The organism is Brevundimonas bullata, assembly GCF_014207965.1.
Classification (GTDB): Bacteria; Pseudomonadota; Alphaproteobacteria; order Caulobacterales; family Caulobacteraceae; genus Brevundimonas; species Brevundimonas bullata_A.
In genome coordinates this window covers 36560-60352 of the sequence record NZ_JACHLM010000002.1, presented here as the reverse complement: position 1 = coordinate 60352, position 23793 = coordinate 36560, and the positions used below count along the sequence as shown (strand labels likewise).

At 65.4% G+C, this 23793-nt stretch carries 22 protein-coding genes; 16 read left to right on the top strand and 6 right to left on the bottom strand.

All coding sequences use genetic code 11. The annotated features are described in order from the left end of the window. Positions 1-92: 92 nt before the first annotated feature. The 5 genes from HNP51_RS04730 to metH all read left to right on the top strand — a co-directional run bounded on the left by HNP51_RS04730 (position 93) and on the right by metH (position 7113). Complete coding sequence (locus tag HNP51_RS04730; RefSeq protein WP_184267702.1) at positions 93-1022, top strand: 2-hydroxyacid dehydrogenase; 930 nt, start codon at positions 93-95, stop codon at positions 1020-1022. A gap of 115 nt (positions 1023-1137) precedes the next feature. Continuing rightward, complete coding sequence (locus tag HNP51_RS04725) at positions 1138-2100, top strand: metalloregulator ArsR/SmtB family transcription factor (RefSeq protein ID WP_184267700.1); 963 nt, start codon at positions 1138-1140, stop codon at positions 2098-2100. Continuing rightward, positions 2100-3047, top strand: coding sequence for a methylenetetrahydrofolate reductase [NAD(P)H] (metF, locus tag HNP51_RS04720; protein ID WP_184267699.1), 948 nt, complete (start codon positions 2100-2102; stop codon positions 3045-3047). Before HNP51_RS04725 ends, metF begins: the two co-directional genes overlap by 1 nt. A gap of 189 nt (positions 3048-3236) precedes the next feature. Continuing rightward, on the top strand, positions 3237-4319 hold the full coding sequence (locus HNP51_RS04715) for a homocysteine S-methyltransferase family protein (RefSeq protein WP_184267697.1): 1083 nt from the start codon (positions 3237-3239) through the stop codon (positions 4317-4319). A gap of 127 nt (positions 4320-4446) precedes the next feature. Beyond that, complete coding sequence (metH, locus tag HNP51_RS04710; protein ID WP_184267695.1) at positions 4447-7113, top strand: methionine synthase; 2667 nt, start codon at positions 4447-4449, stop codon at positions 7111-7113. A 280-nt stretch (positions 7114-7393) separates the two neighbouring features. On the opposite strand, the gene HNP51_RS04705 is transcribed toward metH, so the two are convergent. Continuing rightward, positions 7394-10351, bottom strand: coding sequence for a TonB-dependent receptor domain-containing protein (locus HNP51_RS04705; RefSeq protein ID WP_260398336.1), 2958 nt, complete (start codon positions 10349-10351; stop codon positions 7394-7396). Positions 10352-10718: 367 nt separating this feature from the next. Between HNP51_RS04705 and HNP51_RS04700 the strand changes: the two genes are divergently transcribed. The 3 genes from HNP51_RS04700 to HNP51_RS04690 all read left to right on the top strand — a co-directional run bounded on the left by HNP51_RS04700 (position 10719) and on the right by HNP51_RS04690 (position 12815). Continuing rightward, positions 10719-11240 (top strand): hypothetical protein, encoded by a 522-nt coding sequence (locus HNP51_RS04700; protein WP_184267693.1) that lies wholly within the window; start codon positions 10719-10721, stop codon positions 11238-11240. 6 nt (positions 11241-11246) lie between these two features. After that, a complete protein-coding gene (locus HNP51_RS04695; protein WP_184267691.1) occupies positions 11247-11654 on the top strand; it encodes a TIGR01244 family sulfur transferase in 408 nt (135 codons plus the stop codon). Between the two features lie 234 nt (positions 11655-11888). Then, positions 11889-12815: an MBL fold metallo-hydrolase gene (locus tag HNP51_RS04690; protein ID WP_184267689.1), complete on the top strand. Its 927-nt coding sequence runs from the start codon at positions 11889-11891 to the stop codon at positions 12813-12815. A gap of 65 nt (positions 12816-12880) precedes the next feature. Here the strand turns inward: HNP51_RS04690 and HNP51_RS04685 are convergent, their stop codons facing one another. From HNP51_RS04685 to HNP51_RS04675, 3 genes are all read right to left on the bottom strand, one after another. Continuing rightward, complete coding sequence (locus tag HNP51_RS04685) at positions 12881-13525, bottom strand: IPTL-CTERM sorting domain-containing protein (RefSeq protein ID WP_184267687.1); 645 nt, start codon at positions 13523-13525, stop codon at positions 12881-12883. Positions 13526-13793: 268 nt separating this feature from the next. After that, a complete protein-coding gene (locus tag HNP51_RS04680; RefSeq protein ID WP_184267685.1) occupies positions 13794-14495 on the bottom strand; it encodes a DUF1499 domain-containing protein in 702 nt (233 codons plus the stop codon). 18 nt (positions 14496-14513) lie between these two features. Then, the gene (locus HNP51_RS04675) at positions 14514-16145 is read right to left on the bottom strand and encodes a long-chain-fatty-acid--CoA ligase (protein ID WP_184267683.1); all 1632 of its coding nucleotides are present in this window, start codon (positions 16143-16145) and stop codon (positions 14514-14516) included. A gap of 272 nt (positions 16146-16417) precedes the next feature. On the opposite strand from HNP51_RS04675, the gene udk reads away from it, so the two are divergent. Continuing rightward, positions 16418-17062: a uridine kinase gene (udk, locus tag HNP51_RS04670; protein WP_184267680.1), complete on the top strand. Its 645-nt coding sequence runs from the start codon at positions 16418-16420 to the stop codon at positions 17060-17062. A gap of 86 nt (positions 17063-17148) precedes the next feature. Then, positions 17149-17763 (top strand): TetR/AcrR family transcriptional regulator, encoded by a 615-nt coding sequence (locus HNP51_RS04665; protein WP_184267678.1) that lies wholly within the window; start codon positions 17149-17151, stop codon positions 17761-17763. A gap of 8 nt (positions 17764-17771) precedes the next feature. On the opposite strand, the gene pdxH is transcribed toward HNP51_RS04665, so the two are convergent. Then, complete coding sequence (gene pdxH, locus HNP51_RS04660) at positions 17772-18434, bottom strand: pyridoxamine 5'-phosphate oxidase (protein WP_184267676.1); 663 nt, start codon at positions 18432-18434, stop codon at positions 17772-17774. Positions 18435-18579: 145 nt separating this feature from the next. On the opposite strand from pdxH, the gene HNP51_RS04655 reads away from it, so the two are divergent. From HNP51_RS04655 to HNP51_RS18810, 6 genes are all read left to right on the top strand, one after another. Continuing rightward, positions 18580-19317, top strand: a complete 738-nt coding sequence (locus HNP51_RS04655; protein ID WP_184267674.1) for a DnaJ C-terminal domain-containing protein — start codon at positions 18580-18582, stop codon at positions 19315-19317. 10 nt (positions 19318-19327) lie between these two features. Further along, entirely contained in the window at positions 19328-20413 is a 1086-nt protein-coding gene (gene aroC / locus HNP51_RS04650; protein WP_184267672.1) for a chorismate synthase, read from the top strand. A 214-nt stretch (positions 20414-20627) separates the two neighbouring features. Next, a complete protein-coding gene (locus HNP51_RS04645; RefSeq protein ID WP_184267670.1) occupies positions 20628-21323 on the top strand; it encodes a pirin family protein in 696 nt (231 codons plus the stop codon). A gap of 229 nt (positions 21324-21552) precedes the next feature. Then, positions 21553-21825 (top strand): hypothetical protein, encoded by a 273-nt coding sequence (locus HNP51_RS04640; protein ID WP_184267668.1) that lies wholly within the window; start codon positions 21553-21555, stop codon positions 21823-21825. 83 nt (positions 21826-21908) lie between these two features. Then, the gene (locus HNP51_RS04635; RefSeq protein WP_184267666.1) at positions 21909-22529 is read left to right on the top strand and encodes a DJ-1/PfpI family protein; all 621 of its coding nucleotides are present in this window, start codon (positions 21909-21911) and stop codon (positions 22527-22529) included. Positions 22530-22624: 95 nt separating this feature from the next. Beyond that, positions 22625-23272, top strand: a complete 648-nt coding sequence (locus HNP51_RS18810; protein WP_184267664.1) for an AraC family transcriptional regulator — start codon at positions 22625-22627, stop codon at positions 23270-23272. On the opposite strand, the gene HNP51_RS04625 is transcribed toward HNP51_RS18810, so the two are convergent. Then, positions 23269-23655 (bottom strand): VOC family protein, encoded by a 387-nt coding sequence (locus HNP51_RS04625; RefSeq protein ID WP_184269051.1) that lies wholly within the window; start codon positions 23653-23655, stop codon positions 23269-23271. The genes HNP51_RS18810 and HNP51_RS04625 overlap by 4 nt on opposite strands. Positions 23656-23793: the final 138 nt, after the last annotated feature.

Genomic DNA, 23793 nt, shown 5'->3' with positions numbered 1-23793 from the left:
GGGGGGAGCGCGAACGGCCCGAGGCCAGATGGCCGCCCAGTCTTCATCTTTGCCCGCTGGCGCTCCTGCGGAACCGGGGTAGTCTGCCGCCTATGACCCAGCGCCCCGCCATCCTGATCATGCAGCGGCACCTCGGACCGCTCAGCGCCTTCCTCGAAGGCGCCTACGACGTCTATCGCTTCTGGGAGGGACCGCCGATCGAGGCGGCGCACGACGTGCGCGTCCTGGTCGTGGCGGGCGAGTTCGAGTTGGACAAGGACCTTATCGAGCGCCTGCCCAACCTGTCGCTGATCGCCTGTTTCACCTCGGGCTATGACGGCATCGACGTCGAGTGGTGCCGTGCGCGCGGCCTGCCCGTCACCCACGCCCCCGCCATCAACCACGAGGACGTGGCCGACCACGCCCTCGGCCTGATCCTGGCCGCGCGGCGTCAGATCGCCGAGGGCGACCGTCAGGTCCGCGCCGGCGGCTGGACCCCGGCGTCGAAGACCATCACCCCGTCGCTGGGCGGGCAAACGATCGGCATCGTCGGCCTGGGCGCAATCGGCGAGGCGATCGCCCGGCGCGCCGAGGTCATGCGGATGAATGTCCAGTGGTGGGCGCCGCGCGCCAAGGAGGCCGCCTGGCCCCGCGCTGACAGCCTGATCGACCTGGCCCGCGCTTCGGACGTGCTGGTCGTCGCTTGCCGCGCGGACGAAACCAATCGCGGCCTGATCTCGGCCGAGGTGATCGAGGCGCTCGGCCCCTCGGGTTTGCTGGTCAATGTCGCGCGCGGTCAGTTGGTGGACGAGGACGCCGTCATCGCCGCCCTGCGCGACGGGCGCCTAGGCGGGGCTGCGCTGGATGTGTTCGAGACCGAGCCGACCGACGCCGCGCGCTGGGCCACCGTGCCGAACACCGTGCTGACGCCCCACACCGCCGGGGCCACGACCGAGGCGGTGCAGGGGATGCTGATGCTGCTGTTGCAGAACCTGACAGCCCATTTTGCAGGCGAGCCGCTGAAAACGCCTGTCACGACCTGAGTCGACGTGATTCCACGGGTCGCTGAATGATCCGTGCGGCTTGACCGTCGCATCGCACCCACGCGCGGTCAGTTTTTGCTTGCATAATCGTATAAGGATATCTTTATACGACCTCATGACGTTGACTGCCGACCAGACTGTCGAGGCCCTGCGCGCTGCAGGCGAACCCACCCGTTTACGGGTGCTGTCGCTGCTCGCCGCCGAAGAACTGTCGGTCATGGAGCTGTCGCGGGTTCTGGATCAGAGCCAGCCCCGCGTGTCGCGCCACCTGAAGCTGATGGCCGACGCCGGCCTGATCGAACGATTCCCCGATGGGGCGCGAGTCTTCTATCGCCTGTCGCACGACGCCCTTTCGCGCCGCCTGATCGACACGGTGCTGGACCTGCTGGACGACGCCGAGGGCGAGGCCGACCATCGCCGTCTGGACGAGGTGCGCAAGGAGCGCGCCGTCGACGCCGCCCGCTATTTCGAACAGGTCGCGCCCCAGTGGGACCAGATGCGCAGCCTCTATGTCTGTGAAACTGCGGTCGAAACCGCCGTCGAACAGGCGGCCGGTCCCGGCCCGTTCGAGCGTGTTGTCGATCTGGGCACCGGCTCGGGCCGGATGCTGACCCTGTTCGGGAAGAAGGCGAAGATGTCGGTCGGGCTGGATCTCAGCCAGAACATGCTCAACATCGCCCGCGCCAATGTCTCCAAGGCTGGCCTGGACAAGGTCGAACTGCGCCACGGCGACATCTTCTCGACCCGCCTGCCCCACGCCAGCGCCGATCTGGTGATCGTGCATCAGGTCCTGCACTACCTGGCCGATCCCGCCGCCGCGGTGGCCGAGGCCGCGCGTCTGGTCATGCCGGGCGGCAAGCTGCTGATCGTCGACTTCGCCCCGCACCAGCTGGAGCAGCTGCGCGAAGAGCACCAGCACCGCCGCCTCGGTTTCGCCGACGAGGAAATCCAGGAATGGCTCGACAAGGCGGGTCTGACCGCCGACGCGCCGATCGCCCTGCCGCCCGACACCGAAGGCCTGACCGTCCACATCTGGGCCGCCGAACGCCCCGCCGCCTCTGTTCGAAAGACCGCTTGATGGCCCCCTCCTCTCTCGCTGAAGCCCGCGCCCTGCTGCTGTCGCCGCTCGGCCCTGTGGCGCGCGCCGGTTCCAACCAGAACGCGGTCAACGTCTCCTTTGAGTTCTTCCCGCCCAAGTCGGACGAGGCCGAGGCCAACCTGTGGTCCGCCATTCGTCGGCTGGAGCCGCTGAACCCAGCCTTCGTCTCCGTCACCTATGGCGCGGGCGGCTCGACGCGCGAACGCACCCACCGCACGGTCCAGCGGATCATCAGCGAGACCACCCTGCGGCCCGCCGCTCACCTGACCTGCGTCGAGGCCAGCCGTGCCGAGGTCGATGAGGTCATCGAGGGCTACAAGGCCATCGGCGTCGATCACATCGTCGCCCTGCGCGGCGATCCGCCGGGCGGAGACGGCATCGGCGGCGCCTACGTCCCGCGCACCGACGGCTACGCCAACGCCACTGAACTGTCCCGCGCCATCAACAGCGTCGGCGGCTTCGACATCACCGTCGGCGCCTATCCCGAAAAGCACCCCGAAAGCCCGTCGATCGACCACGACATAGACGTGCTGAAGGCCAAGGTGGACGCTGGCGCCACGCGCGCGGTCAGCCAGTTCTTCTTCGACATTGAGGCCTTCCTTCGCTTCCGCGACCGTGTGCGGGCGGCGGGCGTGACCATCCCCCTGATCCCCGGCATCATGCCCGTGTCCAACTTCAAGGGCCTGAGCCGGATGAGCGCGGCCTGCGGCGCCGCCATCCCCGACTGGCTGGCGGCCCACTTCGACGGGCTGGACGACGACCCCGAGACCCGCAAGCTGCTGGCCGCCTCCATCGCCGCCGAGACCTGCGCGCGCCTGCAGGAAGAGGGCTTCTCGGACTTCCACTTCTACACCCTGAACCGCGCCGAGCTGGTCTATGCCATCTGCCGGGTGCTGGGCGTGCGTGAGGCGCGAGCCGATGCCTAGCCCAATTCATCTCCCCTTCCCCTCGAGGGGGAAGGGGCCGGGGGATGGGGTGATCGCACGCCGTCTTCAGGCCATGACGCTTGAGGCGTCGCCCTCGCAGCGCCTCCCGCTGATCAACACCACGCTCAGCGTGCACACCCCCACCCAACCCTCCCCCCTCGAGGGGGAGGGCTTCGGAAGAGTCTGCGTATGACCCGCCAAGACCGTATCGCCGCCCTGCACGCGGCGGCCAAGGAACGCATCCTGGTCCTCGACGGCTCCTGGGGCGTGATGATCCAGCGGCGCGGGCTGGAGGAGGCCGACTTCCGCGGCGACCGCTTCGTCGCAGCCAACGGCTATGACGAAAAGCATCAGATGAAGGGGAACAACGACATCCTCTGCATCACCCGCCCCGACATCATTTCCGACCTGCACGACCAGTATTACGGCGCGGGCGCGGACATCAGCGAGACCAACACCTTCTCCGGCACGGTGCTGGCCCAAGACGACTATCATCTGGACGCCCAGGCCGTCTGGGACATCAATCTGGAAGGCGCCAGGCTGGCCCGCGCCGCCGCCGACCGCTGGACGGCCAAGGAACCGCACAAGCCGCGCTTCGCCGCCGGCTCCATCGGCCCGCTGACCAAGATGCTGTCCATGTCGTCGGACGTGAACGATCCCGGCGCGCGCAGCGTCACCTTCGATCAGGTCTATGAGGCCTATCGTCATCAGGTGAAGGCCCTGAACGAGGGCGGCGTCGACCTCTATCTGATCGAAACCATCACCGACACGCTGAACTGCAAGGCCTGCATCAAGGCCATCAAGGACCTTGAGGACGAGGGCCTGCCCGCCCTGCCCATCTGGATTTCCGGCACCATCACCGACCGTTCGGGCCGGACGCTGTCGGGCCAAACCGCCGAGGCCTTCTGGAACTCCGTGCGCCACGCCAAGCCGTTCGCGGTCGGCTTCAACTGCGCCCTCGGCGCCGATCTGATGCGGCCCTTCATCGCCGAACTGAGCCGGGTCGCCGACACCCTGGTCGCCGCCTACCCCAACGCCGGCCTGCCCAACGCCATGGGCCAGTACGACGAGCAGCCGCACGAAACCGCCCACTTCATCGAGGAGTGGGCCGCCTCGGGCCTGGTCAACATCGTCGGCGGATGCTGCGGCACCACCCCCGACCACATCCGCCACGTCGCCGAAGAAGTCGCCCCGCTGAAGCCGCGCGAAATCCCTGAACGCCCGGTGGCCATGCGCCTGGCCGGGCTGGAACCCTTCGAGCTGGTGGCGTGATGCGTCCCCACCCGCTCATCCCCGCGGAGGCGGGGACCCAGTGCTTTGAAGACATCCAGAATGCTGACCGCCTGCGCGCGGCTCAAGCCTGGGTCCCCGCCTCCGCGGGGATGAGCGGAGAATTGCGTTGAGACCCATCTTCATCAACGTCGGCGAGCGGACCAACGTCACCGGCTCGGCCAAGTTCCGCAAACTGGTGGTGGACGGCGACTACGCCGCCGCCCTCGACGTCGCCCGCCAGCAGGTCGAGGCCGGCGCCCAGATCATCGACATCAACATGGACGAGGGGCTGCTGGACGGCGCCGTCGCCATGCGCACCTTCCTTAATCTCATTGCTGCGGAACCGGACATCGCCCGCGTCCCCGTCATGATCGACAGCTCCAAGTGGGAGGTCATCGAGGCGGGTCTGAAGTGCGTTCAGGGCAAGCCGATCGTCAACTCGATCAGCATGAAGGAGGGCGAGGCCGCCTTCCGCGAGCACGCCGTGAAATGCCTGCGCTACGGCGCCGCCGTCGTGGTCATGGCCTTCGACGAGGTGGGCCAGGCCGACACCGCCGCGCGCAAGATCGAAATCTGCACCCGCGCCTACAAGATCCTGGTCAACGAGGTCGGTTTCCCGCCCGAGGACATCATCTTCGACCCCAATATCTTCGCCGTGGCGACGGGGATCGAGGAACACGACAACTACGCCGTCGACTTCATCGAGGCGGTCAAGGTCATCAAGGCCACCCTGCCCTACGCCCGCATCTCGGGCGGGGTGTCGAACGTCTCGTTCTCGTTCCGCGGCAACGAGCCGGTGCGCCGGGCCATTCACAGCGTCTTCCTGTACCACGCCATCAACGCCGGCATGGATATGGGCATCGTCAACGCTGGCGACCTGCCGGTCTATGACGACATCGACGCCGAACTGCGTGAGGCCGTCGAGGACGTGATCCTCAATCGGCCGCAGCGGACCAATGTCTCCAACACCGAGCGGCTGGTGGACATGGCGCCCCGCTACAAGGGCGAAAAAGGCGCGGCGCGCGTCGTCGATCTGAAATGGCGCGAGCAGCCCGTCGCGGCCCGCATCGCCCACGCCCTGGTCCACGGCATCACCGAGTTCATCGAGGCCGACACCGAAGAGGCCCGCCTGTCGGTCGAGCGCCCCCTGCACGTCATCGAAGGTCCGCTGATGGACGGGATGAACGTGGTCGGCGACCTGTTCGGTTCGGGCAAGATGTTCCTGCCGCAGGTGGTCAAGTCGGCCCGCGTGATGAAGCAGGCCGTGGCCTGGCTGGAACCCTTCATGGAGGCCGAGAAGGCCGGCAAGCCGCGCGAACAGGCGGGCCGCATCCTGATGGCCACGGTCAAGGGCGACGTCCACGACATCGGCAAGAACATCGTCGGCGTCGTGCTGCAGTGTAACAACTACGAGGTCATCGACCTGGGCGTCATGGTCCCCGCTGACCGCATTCTGGACGCCGCCATCGAACACAAGGTGGACATAGTCGGCCTCAGCGGCCTGATCACCCCCTCGCTGGACGAGATGGTCTTCGTCGCACGCGAAATGGAGCGGCGCGGCTTTGACATCCCCCTGCTGATCGGCGGAGCCACCACCAGCCGCACCCACACGGCGGTCAAGATCGAGCCTGGCTATCGCCAGGGTTCGACCACCTATGTCATCGACGCCAGCCGCGCCGTCGGCGTCGTCTCGGGCCTGCTGTCGCCCACCGAAAAGGCGAAGAACGAGGCCGCCACCCGCGACGAATACATCCGCATCCGCGAGCAGTACGCACGGGGGCAAGAGGTGAAGGCCCGCGCCACGCTGCAGCAGGCGCGCGAAAACCGCTTCAACGCCGATCCCACCGCGACCATGCCAGGCAAGCCGTCCTTCCTCGGCGTGCGGGCGTTTGACGCCTGGGACCTGGCCGATCTGGCCGACCACATCGACTGGACGCCCTTCTTCGCCAGCTGGGAGCTGATCGGCCGCTATCCGCTGATCCTTGAAGACGAGATCGTCGGCGAGGCGGCGCAGGACCTGTTCAAGGACGCGCAGGCCATGCTGAAGCGGATCATCGACGAGAAGTGGTTCACGGCGAAAGGCGTCGTCGGTTTCTGGCCCGCTCAGGCCGTGGGCGACGACATCGCCGTCTATGCCGACGAGAGCCGCGCCGAAGAGATCGCCCGCTTCCACACCCTGCGCCAGCAGATCAAGAAGTCGAACGGCAAGCCCAACCTGGCCCTGTCGGACTTCATCGCGGAAGAAGGCCAGGACTATGTCGGCGCCTTCGCCGTCACGGCGGGTCATGGCGAGCTGGAAATCGCCAAGCGCTTCAAGGACGCCGGCGACGACTATTCCTCGATCATGGCGACCGCCCTGGCCGACCGCCTGGCCGAAGCCTTCGCCGAGGCCCTGCACAAGAAGGTGCGGACCGAGCTTTGGGGCTACGCCGCAGACGAAGCCACGACCACGCAGGACCTGATCGAAGAGAAGTACCAAGGCATCCGCCCCGCTCCCGGCTATCCGGCCCAGCCCGATCACACGGAAAAGGCCACCCTGTTCCGCCTGCTGGACGCCGGGAACAACGCCGGCATGGCCCTGACCGAAAGCTACGCCATGACGCCCCCGGCGTCCGTCAGCGGCCTCTATTTCGGCCACCCCGGCAGCCACTATTTCGGCGTTGGCAAGATCGACCGCGATCAGGTCGAGGACTACGCCCGCCGCAAGGGCTGGGACGTCGAGACCGCCGAGCGCTGGCTGGCCCCCATCCTCAACTACGACCCCGGCGCAATCGCGCGCGAAACGGCGGCCTGAGCCAAGGCCCCGTATTGAGTGAAGCGCCCGCCGCCTCGCCCGCCCCAGCCCGGCCTTCTGTACGGACGCCGGGGGCGATAGCTCGGTCGCGGGTACCGGCGCCACTCCGTGAGCAAACGCTCGCCTAAAACACTAGCGACATTAGCGTCACGCTACGGGAAATCCGTGGCCCTTGTCCGTCACGCTGGCCGGAAGCGACTGACTTCCCGCAAGCTCAACGCCCCAAAAGAAAGGGCGGCGGACCCGAAAGCCCGCCGCCCCATTCCATGATCGCTTGTTCTTAGAAGCGAGCGCGTGCGCCCACGTAGAAGTAGCGGCCGATCACGTCGTAGGTCGACGGGTCGGTTTGGTACTGGAAGCCGCTGGCATAACGCGGCGGCGCCTTATCGAAGAGGTTATCAACGCCACCGAAGACTTCGAGGGTGTCGTTAACCGACCACGATCCGTTCAGGTAGAAGTAGTTGTAGGCGTCGATCTCACCGATGTCGCGCGGACCGGCGGCGTCATCAACGACCGAGTCGATGTAGCTCCAACGGAGCGAAACCGAGACGTCTTCGTATGCCCAGCTGAAGCGGGTGTTGAACTTGTACTCAGGCAGAGTGGTTTCACCCGGCGTACCGTCGCCGATGCCGCCCACGAAGTTTTCGCTGAACGGATCGCCCGGCAGGTTCTGGGATTGCTGGTTCTTGTACCAGGTGCCCTGGGTGCTGAAGCCCAGACGCCCAGCCCAAGCCGGCATGCCGTAGTCGGCCAGGTTCAGGTTGTAGCTGACCGACAGGTCAACGCCCGAAGCCTTGAAGGTCGCCAGGTTGGCGGCCTGAGCCGAGATCGAACCATTGATGCCTGCACTGGTCAGATAGCCGGTGTCGGTGTCACGCTTGATCGCCGCGCAGTAGATGTTCGTATTGTTGAACGACGAGTTGTAGGTCGGATCGAAGCAACGCGACAGAGACGTCGAGAAACCAACAGAGCTGATGACGTTTTCAATTTCAATGTTGAAATAGTCAACCGTTGCGGTCAGCGACGACATCCACGTCGGGAAGTTGGACGGAGAACGGAAGACAGCACCGATGGTGGTGGAGTCCGCAACTTCAGGCGCCAGGTTCTGATTGCCGCCCGTGAAGGTGCGATACTGCGTACCGACCGAGTCCCAGGTCGCGGTGATCTGGCTGGACTGCAGCTGGCAGAGCTGAAGCACTTGGGCGGCATTGGCGCCTGTGCGCTGAGCGCTGTCCTTGTCGCAGGGGTCCAGGTTACCGCTCGTGACGCCCGGGAAGCCTTCGGCTTGGGTGGCGAACAGTTCACCCACCGACGGCGCACGAACGGCACGCTGCTTCAGAGCCCGGAAACGCAACCAGTCAACCGGCGCATACTCACCGCCATATTTCCACGTGTCGGTCGTCTGGTTGATGGAATAGTCGGAAGCACGATAGCCGCCTTCCAGACCCAGATATTTGACGAAGGGCATGTCAGCCAGCAGCGGGACGCGCAGCTCGGTGAAGACTTCCCAGACATCATAGCCGCCGGACACGGGGCCTGCCGAGTTGCCGCCCAGAAGCGAGCCGGTCTGAACGCCTTCCGGCGGCAGATCGTCATAAGCGATGTCGCGGTATTCCAGACCCAGAGCGAAGCTGACAGCGCCAGCGGGAAGCTTGAACAGGTCGCCCGTCACAGAGCCGACGACGTTCTTCTGCTCGATCGCCGTGACCTGGAACTGGCCCTTGGCCATGATGTAGTCGACTTGGGCTTGCGTGATGTTGTTCGCGCCGAACGGGTTCAGCGGAACGCAAACGCTAGGCGTGCCGCTGGAACCGACCGGCCCCGTCGGCGAGCCCGTCGGGCAACCCGCCAGAGCAGCACGGATGCGGTTCCCCTCGGGGAAGCCGACGAACTCCTGACGGCTCTCGTAGCGGCCGAACGAGCCGTAGACGTCATAGTGCCATTCATTGCCGAAGATCGGCGGCAGATCGCCACGGAAGCCACCGGTCGCCTGGTAGGCCGTGGTGTTGTAGTTGTAGGTACGCGGGCCCAATTCAACTGAACGACGCGAAAGCGTGAAGTTCGACACGCCGGCGCTGGTCAGCAGCGCCTTCACTGCGGGCGAAAGCGTGCCCGTTGTGGCGACGGGGATCGAGAAGGCGGCAGGCGATTCGGCCAGCTGGTTCGAGCTTTGATAGGTGCTGAACAGCGCATCACCGTAGAACTCGATCCGATCCGTGATGTCGTACTTCAACGTGGTGTAGAAGTTCGTACGCTCATACGGCGACTGAAGCAGATTGACCGGGTTGAAGTCGTAGAGGAAGACCTCGTCGGGATTCCAACCATTGGTGTTCGGACCGGTGTAGCCGAAGGTGCCGTCGCCCGTGCCCGCGATGAACAGCGAACCATCGGGATTGAAGCCGAGACGCTGGCCCGCATAGATCAGGCTGGGATCAGTCAGACCGCGACCGGTGAAGTAGGTGCGATAGGTGGCGAGTTGCGCGTCGGTGGCGGACGGCGAGATGGAGAAGGTGCCGTCACCGGTGGTGAAGCTGCCGTTGGGATAGCAGCCGTCCAGATCGCAGTATTCCGCCGTACGCGAGATATCACGCGCCGTCTGGGCGATGCCGTCACGGGTGTTGTGCGACGCGGCGAAGGTCATGTGACCGCGACCGTCAGCGAACGCGCCGCCCATGAGCAGGCCGTACTGGCGCTCTTCGCCGTCGTTCTCGCCTGAGATGCCGTACTGGCCCGAGACCTGCAGACCCTCGAAATCGTCCTTCAGGATGAAGTTGACGACCCCCGAAACGGCGTCGGCGCCGTACACGGCCGATGCGCCGCCGGTGATGATCTCGACACGATCCATCAGGCCGCCAGGCAAGATCGAAATATCGACCGCGCCGTTGGACGAACCCGGAACCAGTCGGCGGCCGTTGACCAGGGTCAGGCCGCGCGAGGTGCCAAGCTGGCGCAGGTCCAGGAAGGCCGCACCACCCGAAGACGGGTTGTTGTTGGTCTTCGTCAGGCTGGGCGACAGCTGCGGCAGTGAGTTGAGGTAGGTTTCGATCGTCGCGGTGCCGATCTCTTCCAGCTGCTCAGCGCCCACGGTGACGATCGGGCTGGTGCCCGTCGTATCGCGGACGCGAATCCGCGAACCGGTAACCACGATCTCTTCCACCTGCGTCGCCGGTTGCGCAGTATCCTGCTGCGCGGCAGCGGGCGTCGCCGCCATGGCCAACAATGCGGCGCTGCCGATCATCGTTGACGCCAGCAAGCGTTGCCGAACGGTCTTCGTTTCCAAAAGATATCCTCCCGAATTCGCCGCGAGCGAAGAGATAGACGCTCGCTGCTCCACGCCCCCAATGTGCGCAGATTGACTCTACGATATCCCGCAAGCCGTAGAGGTCCAGATGGCTTACACGATCGATACCTAATTGGACTCTAAATGTCTCAATCTCGTCACACTCTTGCCTCCAGTTGTAATGAGTTCGCTTTCCCCCGCCACATTTCAAACGCTAAGCGGAGCCATTCACTTTTCATGGTGTAAAGTCGTGAAATAGAATGCTTATTCGATTTTTGGCCGAGTGACGTTCAGCTACCGACCTGCAACTTCAGAGAGGACAACCATGCCGCTCCGCTGGACATTTCGTGGAGGCGTCGCCGCCCTGGCCTGCACGCTCGCCACCCCTTGCATCGCGCAGGTTTCCATCCCGGATCCTGCTGCCAAGCTTCTTGAGTGCCGCAATATCCAGTCAGAATCTGAGCGATTGGCCTGTTTTGATTCTGCCGCCGCTGCTTTCATCGCCGCCCGCGAAGACGGCGCTATAGTCGTGCTTGACCGCGAGGAAGTGGAGCAGGCGCGGCGACAAACCTTTGGCTTCAACATCAATGTATTGAACCCCTTCGACCGACAAGAAAGGCCCGGCGCGCTTCAGTCGATCACCTCTACCGTTTCGTCGGCACGGCAGGTTGCGGGCGGGAAATGGCTCGTAGCGCTGGAAGACGGGTCGACCTGGCTACAGATCGATACAGAGACGGTGTACATACGCCCAACACCCAATTTGGAAGCTCAGGTAAGGCGCGCGGCTCTAGGCAGCTATATGATGTCGGTAGGCGGCGCCCGTTCGATGCGCGTTAAACGTCAGTAATTGATCATGAACATCAGAAATTTAAGCACGACCATCGGGGTTTGCGGCCAGCCGACCCTCGCCGATGTCGCACAACTGGTTCGTGACGGCGTGACCGTGCTGGTCTCGCACAGGCCGGACGATGAAGAGCCCGGTCAACCTGATCACGCAGAACTGGCGTCCGTCGCCGAAGCCGGCGGCGCCCGCTTTATCGCCATCCCGGTGTCCGGACTGCCTTCGACGGAAGCCGTTAGGGAGACAGCGGCCGTCATCACTTCGCTGGGCCCCGACGACCGCGCTGTCTTCTTCTGCCGCTCAGGCATGCGCTCGGCTGCGACCTGGGCCATGGCTGAACGCCTCAAAGGCGCGGACGCCGACGCCCTGCGCGATCAGGCTCTGGCCGCCGGCTACGACCTCAGCCGTCTGCCCCTCTAGCGGACGACAGCGGCCCGCGCGGCATAGGGCGCGGCGGGTTCAGGCGTGCACGAAGCAGCCACCCATTGCGTCGCCGCAAGACATATCAAAGCGGCGATCACGGCCGGAAGCCGATTTGGGACATGAAAAACAGCAGTTCGGATCACGGCGACGGCTCCCGAATAGGTTACAGGCGTTGAACGCAAGCTCGGCGCCACGCCGACCGCCGCCGTTGCTCGCCAAGGACACCCGCCCGTGATCCCCTATGTTCGCCAGTTCGACTTCACCTACGGTCATCGCGATCAGGTCTCGCCACTGATCCAGCGGGTGATCGCCGACAATCCGGGACCGTTCACCTTCACGGGAACGGGGACCTATATCGTCGGGCGCGACATGCCGGGCGCCCATGTGGCGGTGATCGATCCTGGACCCGAAGACGAGGCCCACCTGCACGCCCTGCTGCGAGCGGTGAAGGGGCGGACCGTCAGCCATATCCTGGTGACCCATACCCACCGCGACCACGCGCCCCTTGCTCGCCCCCTGGCCGAGGCCGTCGGCGGCGCGCCGATCCTGGCGGCCAAGCCGCACGGGCCGACCATCCACGCCTCGGACGCCATCGATCAGGCCTCGATGGATGAGGACGACGACGCGGACTTCAAGGCCGACGTCATCCTGAGCGACGGCGACAGGATCGAGGGCGACGGCTGGACGCTGGAGGCCATGGCCACGCCCGGCCATGCCTCCAACCACATGGCCTTCGTCCTACGCGAGGAGAACGCCCTGTTCAGCGGCGATCACGTCATGGGCTGGTCGACCACGGTCGTCGCCCCGCCCGACGGGGACATGACGGCCTATATGACCAGCCTGGAGCGGGTGCTGGCTCGCGGATTCTCGACGATCTGGCCGACGCACGGCCCAGCCATCACCCAGGTCGTCCCCTTCCTGAAGGCCTACCGCGACCACCGACTGGAGCGCGAGGCGCAGATCATGGCGCGGCTGGCGGCGGGCGACCAAACCATCGCTCAGATGGTGCCGGTCCTCTACACCGCCGTCGATCCACGGCTTTGGCCCGCCGCCAGCCTGTCGGTGCTGTCACACCTGATCAAGCTGGTGCAGGAGGGCCGCGCCGCCGCCGCGCCGGAAGCGACGATGGCCGCGCGCTACACCCTGATCGCCGACTAGGGTCCTTGCTCATCAGGTCCGGCGACCGGAGGGGCTAAAGGGCGGGCCAGATTATATGGCGCCGCCTATGCCGTCCGGCGCCGATGAAGCGTCAGCGCCGCGCCGCCCGCCAGCAGGACGCCAAGCAGGATCAGGGCCCATTCGGACAAGGTCGGGATTGGGGCGGGAGCCGGAGCAGCTGGCCCAATAAGCCGAAGGCTGAACTTTTCCGAACCAGATCCGACAACCATAGGGGCAGCATAGCTGCTAACAAATACAGTTCCGGTCATGGCTATGTCGTTCTGGGCTGGAACTGGTCCAGTTAAGTACCGCACAGACTGAAGGCCCTCAGAGATAATGCCGATAGAATAAACCACGCCTGGCTGAAGGGTAATATTAGAAAACACATCCGACTGCTTAAACGTATAGACCCCAGACGCGTCAGCACCAAAGACCTTGGGCTGGCTCACATACATGTTCGTTCCATTAGTTTGGTTTCGAACAATAAACTTCACATTTACCGAACTTGTCGCGTTAGATTGCTGAGCGATAGCAGAAATCGTTGTCGGCACAGTTACAGAAACGCGCGCGAGATACCCGCCATCGTTAATTGTTACTCCATAGCCGTTAGGGGAATATTCAAATACGGCCTGAGCCGACGCCCCACCGGCCCCTGTTAGAGTGAAGGCGATGATCGCGCCGATCAGCAGCGCCTGAAGTCTCTGAAACATATTCGCCCCCTGTTGATCTGCCGTGCCTACCCGATAGGCGAACGCAGGTCGATGTCCGTGCGTCTCAATTGGAGACGCACGGATCACGCAAACGCCCCGCCCCCTACGACATCGTCGCCTGCCGGCCGCGCAACCTCGTCAAACGCTCTAGGCCAGCGCTCAAGGACGACCGACTCGTCACAACTCGTGGCGGCAAGCTCGCCGCCAACCTCGTCTCCGGCGTGCTGATCGCTGCAACCGCCATCGACCGGGCCAATAAGTCCGGCCCCTAGGGCTGCAACCCCGCCGCAATGGCGCGGGCCAGACGGCAAGCCTCGTCGCCGACCCTTACGCCCTCGCGCTGAGCCACGCGCACGTCGGTGCGGCCGGGCCGAATACGAATGGCGGCGTCATGGGTCAGGCCGAACCAGAATCCCTCCTTGGCTCCGTCGGCCCGGAAGGGCGCGGCGCCGCGCACCGTGAAGCCCGCCGCCGACAGCGCCGCCGCCGCCGTTTCCGGCGCCACCTGACGCGGCACGGAAGCCAGACCGGGACAGGCGACGGAAGCCCCGCCGTGCCCGCCGGCTTGGCCACCGCGCATTGCGACCACCGCGCGCGAGAAGGCGGGCGCTTCGGCGGCGTCTGTCGTCACATCATTGTCAGCCGGAACCGCGAAGCGCCGCTCCTGGATCAGGAACAGGCCCACGGTCGCCCCGGCCACGACCAGAGACACGACCGCATAAAGCCCCCGACGCCGCACGTCCTTCAGCGCAATGATGACTGCAACCAGCGCCGCCGCCAGCCCGGCGAAGGCCAGGATGCGGCCGATCTTCAGCGTCAGCACCTCCAGTCCGAAACCGGCGCTCCACAGACCGAGCCGCGTCCCGAAGACGGCGACCAGCACCAGCAAAGGCGCCGCGAACGCCGCCAGCGTCAGCCAGCGCAGACGAATTTCCGCGGTTCGCGCCTGCGTCCGGGTCGGTTCAGCCATTGCGGCCCTCCTGAAAGATCAGCCTGCGGTCGGCAGACGGTAATCCTTCATCTGCTCGCGCAGCAGCTTCTTGTCGATCTTGCCCGTGGCGCCCAGCGGAATCTCGGCCAGGAAGACCACGTCATCCGGCATCCACCACTTGGCGATCTTGCCGACCAGGAAGTCGAGGTGCTCCTGCTTGTCCTCGGCCTCGCCTTCCTTGAGCTTGATCAGCAGAACCGGGCGCTCATCCCATTTCGGGTGGGCCGAGCCGATGACGGCGGCCAGGGCGACCTTGGGATGGCCGACGGCCAGGTTCTCGATCTCGATGGAGCTGATCCATTCGCCGCCGGACTTGATGACGTCCTTGGCGCGGTCGGTGATCTGCATGAAGCCGTGATCGTCGATGGTCGAAACGTCGCCGGTGTCGAAGAAACCTTCGTTGTCCAGGATCTCGCCGCCCTCGTCGCGGAAGTAGGCGCGGGCGATGGTCGGCCCCTTGATCATCAGGCGGCCATAGGTCGAGCCGTCGTGCGGCATTTCCTGACCGGCGTAGTTCTTCAGTTTCAGCTCGACGCCCAGCGGCGGCGTGCCCTGCTTGACCCGCCACTTCAACTGCTCCTCGAACGGCAGGGCGGCCAGTTCGGGCGTCATGTTCGACAGGGTGCCGATGGGCGAGGTCTCGGTCATGCCCCAGCCCTGCAGCACCTCGACGCCGAACTCGTCGTGAAAGGCGCGGATCATGCTCTCCGGCACGGCGGCGCCGCCGATCAGCACGCGCTTGACCGTCGAGAGCTTCAGATTGTTCTCACGCAGGTGGTTCAGCAGGCCCTGCCAGACGGTCGGCACTGCGGCCGAGAAGGTGACGCCCTCGCTCTCCAGCAGTTCATAGATGGCCGGGCCGTCCATGCGCGCGCCCGGCATGACCAGCTTGGACCCCGCCGCTGGCCCGCCGAAGGCGATGCCCCAGGCGTTGGCGTGGAACATGGGCACCACCGGCAGGATGACTTCCTTGGGCGTCGCGCCCAGGACCGTCGATTGCAGACCCAGAAGGGTATGGATGAAGTTCGAGCGGTGCGAATAGAGGACGCCCTTGGGGTTTCCCGTCGTGCCCGAGGTGTAGCAAAGGCCGCAGGCGGTGTTCTCCTCGAACCCGCCCCACTCCACGTCTTCCGACGACTGCTCCAGCACGGTCTCATAGCATTCGACCACCGGCAGCTTGGTCTGCGGCATGTGGCCGGGGTCGGTCATGACGACCACACGCTCGACCGAGGGACAGTGCGGCAGGATGGCGTCCAGCAACGGCACGAAGGTCAGATCGACGAAGATGATCCGGTCGGCCGCGTGGTTGATGATATAGACCAGCTGCTCCGGGAACAGGCGCGGGTTCAGGGTGTGGCAGACGGCGCCGATGCCCATGATGCCGTACCAGGTCTCGATATGGTCGGCGGTGTTCCAGGCCAGGGTGGCGATACGGTCGCTGGGCTGCACGCCCCAGGCTTTCAGGGCGTTAGACACCCGCTTGGCCCGACCGTGGATGGCTCCATAGGTAGTGCGCTCGATCGGCCCCTCGACTGAACGGGTCACGACCTCGCGGTTCGGGTGCCAATTCTTGGCGTGATCGAGAATCTTGTCGACCGTCAGCGGCCAGTCCTGCATCAATCCCAGCATCGCATTCCCTCGCTTGCGCCCTCTGTGCGTGGCGCTTTCTAGCGACGCTATCTAGGTGATCAGCGATAAGCAACGGCGCCGTAAGGGAAACAAATCCACCGCCCAGAGCTTCTGCGACACCCTGCCGCGCATGGCGCCGCTACCGATCACCCGCCCCACGCAACTCCTTGCCACGGAGACGCCAAACCGGGCCGCCCCCTCCTTCATCCTGCGCATGGTCAATCGCCAGCGCCCGGCATAAAAGCGCCTCCGACCACGCACGGAGACCGCCCATGACCATCCTCATCGCCATCACTGGAGGCTCCGGCTCCGGCAAGAGCACCCTGGCCGAAGCCCTGGTGACCTCCCTGCCCGCCGGCGTCGCCGTGCTGATGCGCGAGGATTCCTATTATCTGGACGCCGCCAGCGTGCCGGGCTTTGACGCCGACACCCACGACTTTGACGACGTGGCCGCGCGCGACCACGACCTGCTGATCGAACATCTGTCAGAACTGAAGGCCGGGCGGCCCGTCGTCGCCCCCCTCTATTCCTTCATTCACCACGGCCGCGATCCCGGCGGCGAACCGATTCCCGCCGCCGAGGTGGTGATTCTGGAAGGCACCCACGTCCTGTGCACCCCGGCGCTAACCGCCCTGTTCGACATCAAGGTCTTCGTCGACACCCCTGCCGACATCCGCTTCATCCGCCGCCTTCTGCGCGACCAGACCGAGCGCGGCCGCACCGCAGACTCTGTCATCCATCAGTATCTATCGACCGTGCGCCCTGGCCATGAGCGCCTGACCGAACCGTCGCGCACACATGCCGACTTCATCATCGCCGACGCCACGGCGGCTGTGCGGCTGGAAGATCCGCAGGCGGTCATTCGTCTGGCAGCGCCGGTTCTGGCCCACCCCCTGCTAGAATCTTGGCATCGTTGATGATTTGCATTTGCAGAACTTGGTTACTTGTTGCAATCAAGGCAATATAAAGGCACGTTAGCCATACTCTTTCCGGGTATGCACCGATGACCACGCCGGTCCACGACTTCGACGACCCTCGACGCGCCGCCATTGTGCGACAGGCGAGATTGCACTTCATCTCAGAGGGCTACGCTGGCACCCGTATGGAGCCGATCGCCCGAGAGTCGGGAGTTTCGACAGCCACCCTCTACGCCTTCTTCGACAGCAAGGCGGTCCTGTTCGAAGCGGTCATCGACAACGCCTCGGAAGACTTCGCCCGCCATATGGCGGCGGTGCATACGACCTCGGGTACGCCGCGCGAACGCCTGACCGAATTTCTCAGCGGCTACGCCGAGTTCATGAGCAACAGCTTCGTCCGCTCGGTGTTTCGGCTGGTTCTGGCCGAGCGTCCGCGCTTTGAAGCCATCGCCATGCGGTTCTTCGAACGCGGACGTAACGATTTCGGCGCCGTCCTCATGGGCATGCTGACCGAAATGACCGAAGCGGGTCAGATGAAGGTCGAAAAGCCGTCCTGGGCGGCTGGCCAACTGATGGGCATGATCGAGCACCCGGTCTTCTTCGTACCCCTGGTGACAGGCGACGACGTCCTCGCCGAAAGGACGCCGCGCGCCATCGCTGAGGACGCGGTCGAGACCTTCCTGGCCCGCTACGCCACCTAGATTGCCGCCTAGGGCCAGAGACGGGTGCGCTTCCAGACGTCGCCGTCGCGCTCAAACCGAAGCCGGTCGTGCAGACGGAAGGCCCGATCGCGCCAGAACTCGATCTGCTGCGGCACGACCCGCCAGCCCGTCCAGCGGTCGGGACGCGGCACGTCCTGCCCGTCAAAGCTCGCCGTCTTCTCGGCCACGCGCGCTTCCAGCATGGCCCGGCTGTCCAGCGGGCGCGACTGGTCCGACGCCCAGGCGCCGATACGGCTTTCTCGCGCCCGGCTGGCGAAATAGGCGTCGGCCTCAGCGGCGCTGACCTGTTCCACGACGCCGCGCACCCGCACCTGACGGCGCAGGCTCTTCCAATGGAACACCAGGGCCGCCGACGGATGGGCCCACAGTTGCTCGCCCTTGGCGCTCTCCTGGTTGGAGAAGAAGGTGAAGCCGCGCGCATCCACGTCCTTCAGCAGGACGATCCGCGCATCCGGCATCCCCTCGGCGTCGATGGTCGCCAAGGTCATGGCGTTGGCGTCGTTCGGCTCAGACGCCTTGGCCGCTTCCAGCCAGTCGACAAACAGGCCGAAGGGCTCGGCGCGCTCGAACATGGTCTCGTCTGCATTGGCCGCCAGTTGCGCGGCATAGTCTTGAGCAGACGGGCTGGGCGGGATCACGGACTGGGTCATGAGACGAATCCCTACACCCGCATTTCCCTAACGTCATCAGGTGTGGACTAGACTGCGACATCAAGCTTCACCTTAAAACTGAAATTGCCGCTTCATTCGGCAGGGTTAACCAGGTCTTGACCATATTGGTCCGAGGCTGACGGCTATGTGCGCGGACGCCCTCACCCTCGAAAACGCCAGGTCGCTCTTGGGCCTGACAGGCCCGGTCGGCGCCGAGGGCCTGACGCTGGCGTTTCGTGCGGCGGTCAAGGCCGCCCGCCCCGATGCGCCCGGCGGCGACGCCGAGACCTTCCGCCGCGTCATCGCCGCCTATCGCCTGTTGCAGGCCCAGACCCTGGCCCTGCCCGCGCCCGCTTCGCACGCGAAGCCGACGCATTTCACGCCGCCGCCCGCGCCCGCCCCCTTGCTGGTCCTGACGCCGATGCATGCGATCAGCGGCGGCTGCGTCCGCACGATCGTCGGCGCCCGAACCCTGCTGGTTCACGCCCCGTCAGGCGTCCGCACCGGCGACAAGATCCGTCTGAAGGGCGGCGGCCCGAACGGGGCCGACGCCCTGCTGCCTGTGTTGATCCGCCCCGCTGATGGCCTGTCGGTGCTGGGCGGCGACCTGTTCATGACCTGGGCCGTGCCGCAGCGGATGATGGACGACGGCGGCCGCATCGAGATCATGACCCACGCCGGTCTGCGCTCGTCCTGGCTGGTCCCCGACATGGTCGAGCCGGTGCGCCTGCGCCTGAAAGGCCTGGGCCTGCCCGCGCGCGGAAATCGCCCCGCCGGCGACCTGTTTGTCAAGCTGGAAGCCTCCGCCGACCTGCCTTCGGCGGCCGAAGACCTGCTGCTGCGCTTCACGCGGGTCTGGACGCCGGAGCGCATCGCGGCCTAAGCGGTAAGCCATGTCGCACAACACCTTCGGTCACCTGTTCCGTGTCACCACCTGGGGCGAAAGCCACGGCCCGGCCATCGGCTGCGTCGTCGACGGCTGCCCGCCGCTGATCGCCCTGACCGAGGCCGACATCCAGCCCCTGCTTGATCTGCGCAAGCCCGGCGGCAGCCGCTTCGTCACCCAGCGGCAGGAGGCCGATCAGGTCCGCATCCTGTCCGGCGTCTTCGACGACGGAAACGGCCCCGTCACCACCGGAACCCCGATCAGCCTGATGATCGAGAACACCGACCAGCGCTCCAAGGATTACGGCGAGATCGCCCGCGCCTTCCGCCCCGGCCACGCCGACTACGCCTATCAGGCCAAGTACGGCGTGCGCGACCATCGCGGCGGCGGGCGCTCCTCGGCCCGCGAAACCGCCAGCCGCGTCGCGGCGGGGGCCGTGGCCCGCAAGGTTCTGGGCGAGACCATCCGCATCCGCGCCGGCGTGGTCCAGCTGGGCCCGCACCGCATCGCCGACGAGGCCCTCGACTTCGACGCCGTCTATGACAACGCCCTGTTCGCCGCCTCTGCGGACGTGGTCCCGGCTTGGGAAGCCTACCTGGACGGCGTCCGCAAGGCCGGCTCCTCCATCGGCGCCGTTGTGGCGCTGGAGGTCACGGGGGTCCCCGCCGGCTGGGGCGCGCCCCTTTACGCCAAGCTGGACGCCGAACTGGCCTCGGGCCTGATGTCCATCAACGCCGTCAAGGGCGTCGAGATCGGCGCGGGCTTCGGCGCCGCCGAACTGACGGGCGAGGACAACGCCGACGAGATGCGTCTGGGCGACGACGGCCTGCCGGTCTTCCTGTCCAACAGGGCGGGCGGGGTTCTGGGCGGCATCTCGACCGGCCAGCCGCTGACGGCGCGCGTGGCGTTCAAGCCCACCTCCTCCATCCTGACCCTGCGCCAGACCATCAACCGCGACGGCGCCCAGGTCGACCTGCGCACCAAGGGCCGCCACGACCCCTGCGTCGCCCTGCGCGGCGTGCCCGTGGTCGAAGCCATGGCCGCCATCGTCCTGGCCGACGCCATGCTGCGCCACCGGGCGCAGGTGGGGTAAGCTTCACCGTCATCCCGGCCGAAGCCTCGCACCGCGAGGCGCAGAGCCGGGACCGCCCAAGACGCCGCCCTCAGCATTTCTGGCGGTCCCGGATAGCGGCTGCGCCGCTTCCGGGATGACGTACCCTGCACGACACCCCTTTTCGCAACAGTTATTGTTACCTATATAGGTCTCGAACGGCGCGGCATAGGCTGCGCCACAGGGAGACCGCATCATGATCGACGTCAGACCTTTCAACACCCTCGGCGGCGCCAACCACGGCTGGCTGAACGCCAAACACCACTTCTCGTTCGCCAACTACTATGATCCCAAGCGCATGGGATGGGGCCGTCTGCGCGTCTGGAACGACGACGAGATCGGCGCCCGATCGGGCTTCCCGCCCCACCCCCACGCCGACATGGAGATCATCACCTATGTCCGCACCGGCGCCATCACCCACGAGGACTCGATGGGCAACAAGGGCCGCACAGGCGCGGGCGACGTTCAGGTGATGAGCGCAGGGACCGGCGTGCGTCACTCCGAGTTCAACCTGGAAAACGAGACGACCACCCTGTTCCAGATCTGGATCGAGACGGACAAACCGGGCGCCCCGCCGTCCTGGGGCCAGCGTGAGTTCCCCAAGAACGACCGCTCAGGCCGCTTCACCGTCGTCGCCTCCGGCGATCCGGCGGACGAGGCCCTGTCGATCAACGCCGACGCCAGGATTCTGGCCGCCACGCTGAAGGCGGGCGAAAGCCTGACCTATGACCTGGCCGCCGGTCGCCGCGCCTATCTGGTCCCCGCCGTGGGCCGGGTGGACGTCAACGGCGTGACGCTGAACGCCCGCGACGGGGCCGGCATCATCGACGAGGCTGTGATCACCATCACGGCCAGCGAAGATGCCGAACTGGTCATGGTCGACAGTTTGTAAGAACGGCCCTTCTCCCCTCCGGGGGAGAAGGTGGGCCGCGCCAGCGGCTCGGATGAGGGGGACCGCTGCCCCAATTTCAACATTGCAGCCCAAAGCTGACCGCCCCCTCATCCGTCATGCTTCGCACGACACCTTCTCCCCCGAGGGGAGAAGGATTCCCCAGGCCATGATCCCGCCGTCAGCCTCTGTTCACTTCCGTCGCGCAGAATAGGCGCCTCGGGAGATTCTCATGACCAAACCCTTCACGCGGGCGACCGCCCTTCTGGCCGTCGTCGGCGGTTCGCTGCTGCTGCAGGGCTGCATCGTCGGGGCCGTGGTCGGAACCGGCGCGGCCGTCGTCGGCGGCACGGTCAAGGCCACCGGGGCCGTGGTCGGCGCGGGCTTCGACGCCGTCACCACCTCGGACGAGGAAACCAAGGCCAAGCGCGAGCGCGAGCAGCGCGAATACGAACGCGAACAGCGTCGCTGCGAACAACGCCAGCGCCAAGGCAAGGACTGCTAAGGCCGCTCACACGCCAACTGGCCCTGTCGCGCCGCGCCGTTATCGGCCTAGGGTAGCGCCCCCCCTCCCCTGACGAGCCCGCCATGCAGATCGCCATCCTGACCCTCGACGGCTTCAACGAGTTGGACAGCTTCATCGCGGCGGGCATCCTGAACCGGATGAAGAGCCAAGGCTGGGCGGCCCACATCACCTGCCCCACGCCCGAAGTCACCTCCATGGCCGGCGTCACCATCCAACGCCAGATGCCGCTGGACTTCCTGGCCGAGGCCGACGCCGTTCTGATCGGCAGCGGGATCAAGACCCGCGACTACGCCGCCGATCCCGCCTTCCTGTCACGCCTGAACCTGGACCCGTCGCGCCAGCTGATCGGCGCCCAGTGCTCGGGAACCCTGCTGCTGGCCAAACTGGGGCTGATTGGCGACCTGCCCGCCTGCACCGACCTGACCACCAAGCCCTGGGTCATCGAGGCCGGCGTCAACGTCGTGGACGCCCCCTTCGTCGCCCATGGCAATGTCGCCACGGCGGGCGGCTGCCTCGCCTCCCAATACCTCGCCGCCTGGATGATCGCCCGCCTGGCGACCGTTCAGGACGCCGAAGACGCCATCCACTACGTCGCCCCCGTGGGCGAAAAGGCCGAATACGTCGCGCGCGCCATGGCGGCGGTGGGGCCGTATCTGGCGGATGGGAAGACGCTGGCGGCTTAGGGCTGCTCTCGCCCCGTAGGCGTCAAAAGGAACGTCCACTATGACTCGTGAGGGGGCCTGAGCGACCGCCCTTCAGAGCGGGTGGAGCAACAGGGGTGGCGGCAGTGGAAGGCGTTCTCGATCTTTGGGAACACTATCAGGTTTCGGCCTGTAGGGTGGACATACCCCCGGACGGTTGCCGCGACATCATCGTAAGTCTGCCATCGAGCGGTCCCAACTCCTGGACTTTATTTGCTCTGGCCGACACCACCGAGCGCAAGGTTGTCGCGTCAGATACGACCCTGTTGGGGGCCAGACTCAGGCCTGGCGCGATCCTGGACGCCGAGAATTTCCTTGGTCTTGCGCAGCAGAGCACTTCTCCTCCCGACGACATGCTCAAGCGCCTGGAGGAGTTCGTCCGGGTCGATAGCCATGTCGAGGAAGCTCTGGCCCTGCTCGCCCAGTCAGAGATACGCATGGGACAGTGCGCGCGGCAGGCGGGCGTGTCGGAGCGTTCTTTCCAGCGGCTGGTGGTGGAGAACACCGGCAAAACGCCGGTGTTCTGGCGGCAATTGGCGCGTGCGCGACGTGCCGCAAAATCTCTTTTCAGCACGGACGACATGGCGGCGGTCGCCTACGAGAACGGCTTCTCGGATCAGGCGCACTTGAGCCGTGAGATGCGTCGATGGTTCGGCTGTTCGCCATCGACCATCAGGCAGGATGCACAGTTGAATGCGGCCCTGTCGCAGAGCGGCTACGCTTAGGGCGGACTGACAGGGCTGCAGATCTCGACCAGGTAGCCATTGATGTCCGCGACATAGCTGACGGTTTGCCCCCAAGGCATCTTTTCAGGTGCGCTGATCGGGCGGGCTCCATTTGTCACCGCTCTCTGAAAGGCGCCCTCCACGTCATCGGTCTCGAAGGCGATCTCGAATACAGGCGCGTCCACCTCCGGACTTGCGGTACGCTTGCCCAGCTGATCCATGAGCTTTCTGGAACAGAAGGAAAGGCTCGTCGTCCCGGTGTCCAGTTCCGCGTAATCACCCTCACCATGGACCATGCGAACGTCCAGCCCGAATGCCGATTTATAGAAGTCGACACTGGCCGCGACATCATCGACATAGAATATGGTGTACCGCAATTTCATCATGCATTTCCTTATCTACTGCGGAATGCATACGACCTATGCAGCAGCGGCGTCTTGAAGAAATGCGACAGGATTTTGGCTAACCGCCTGCGCCCACGTTAACGGCGCCTAGGTCCAAGATCCCCTTTTCAACCCTAG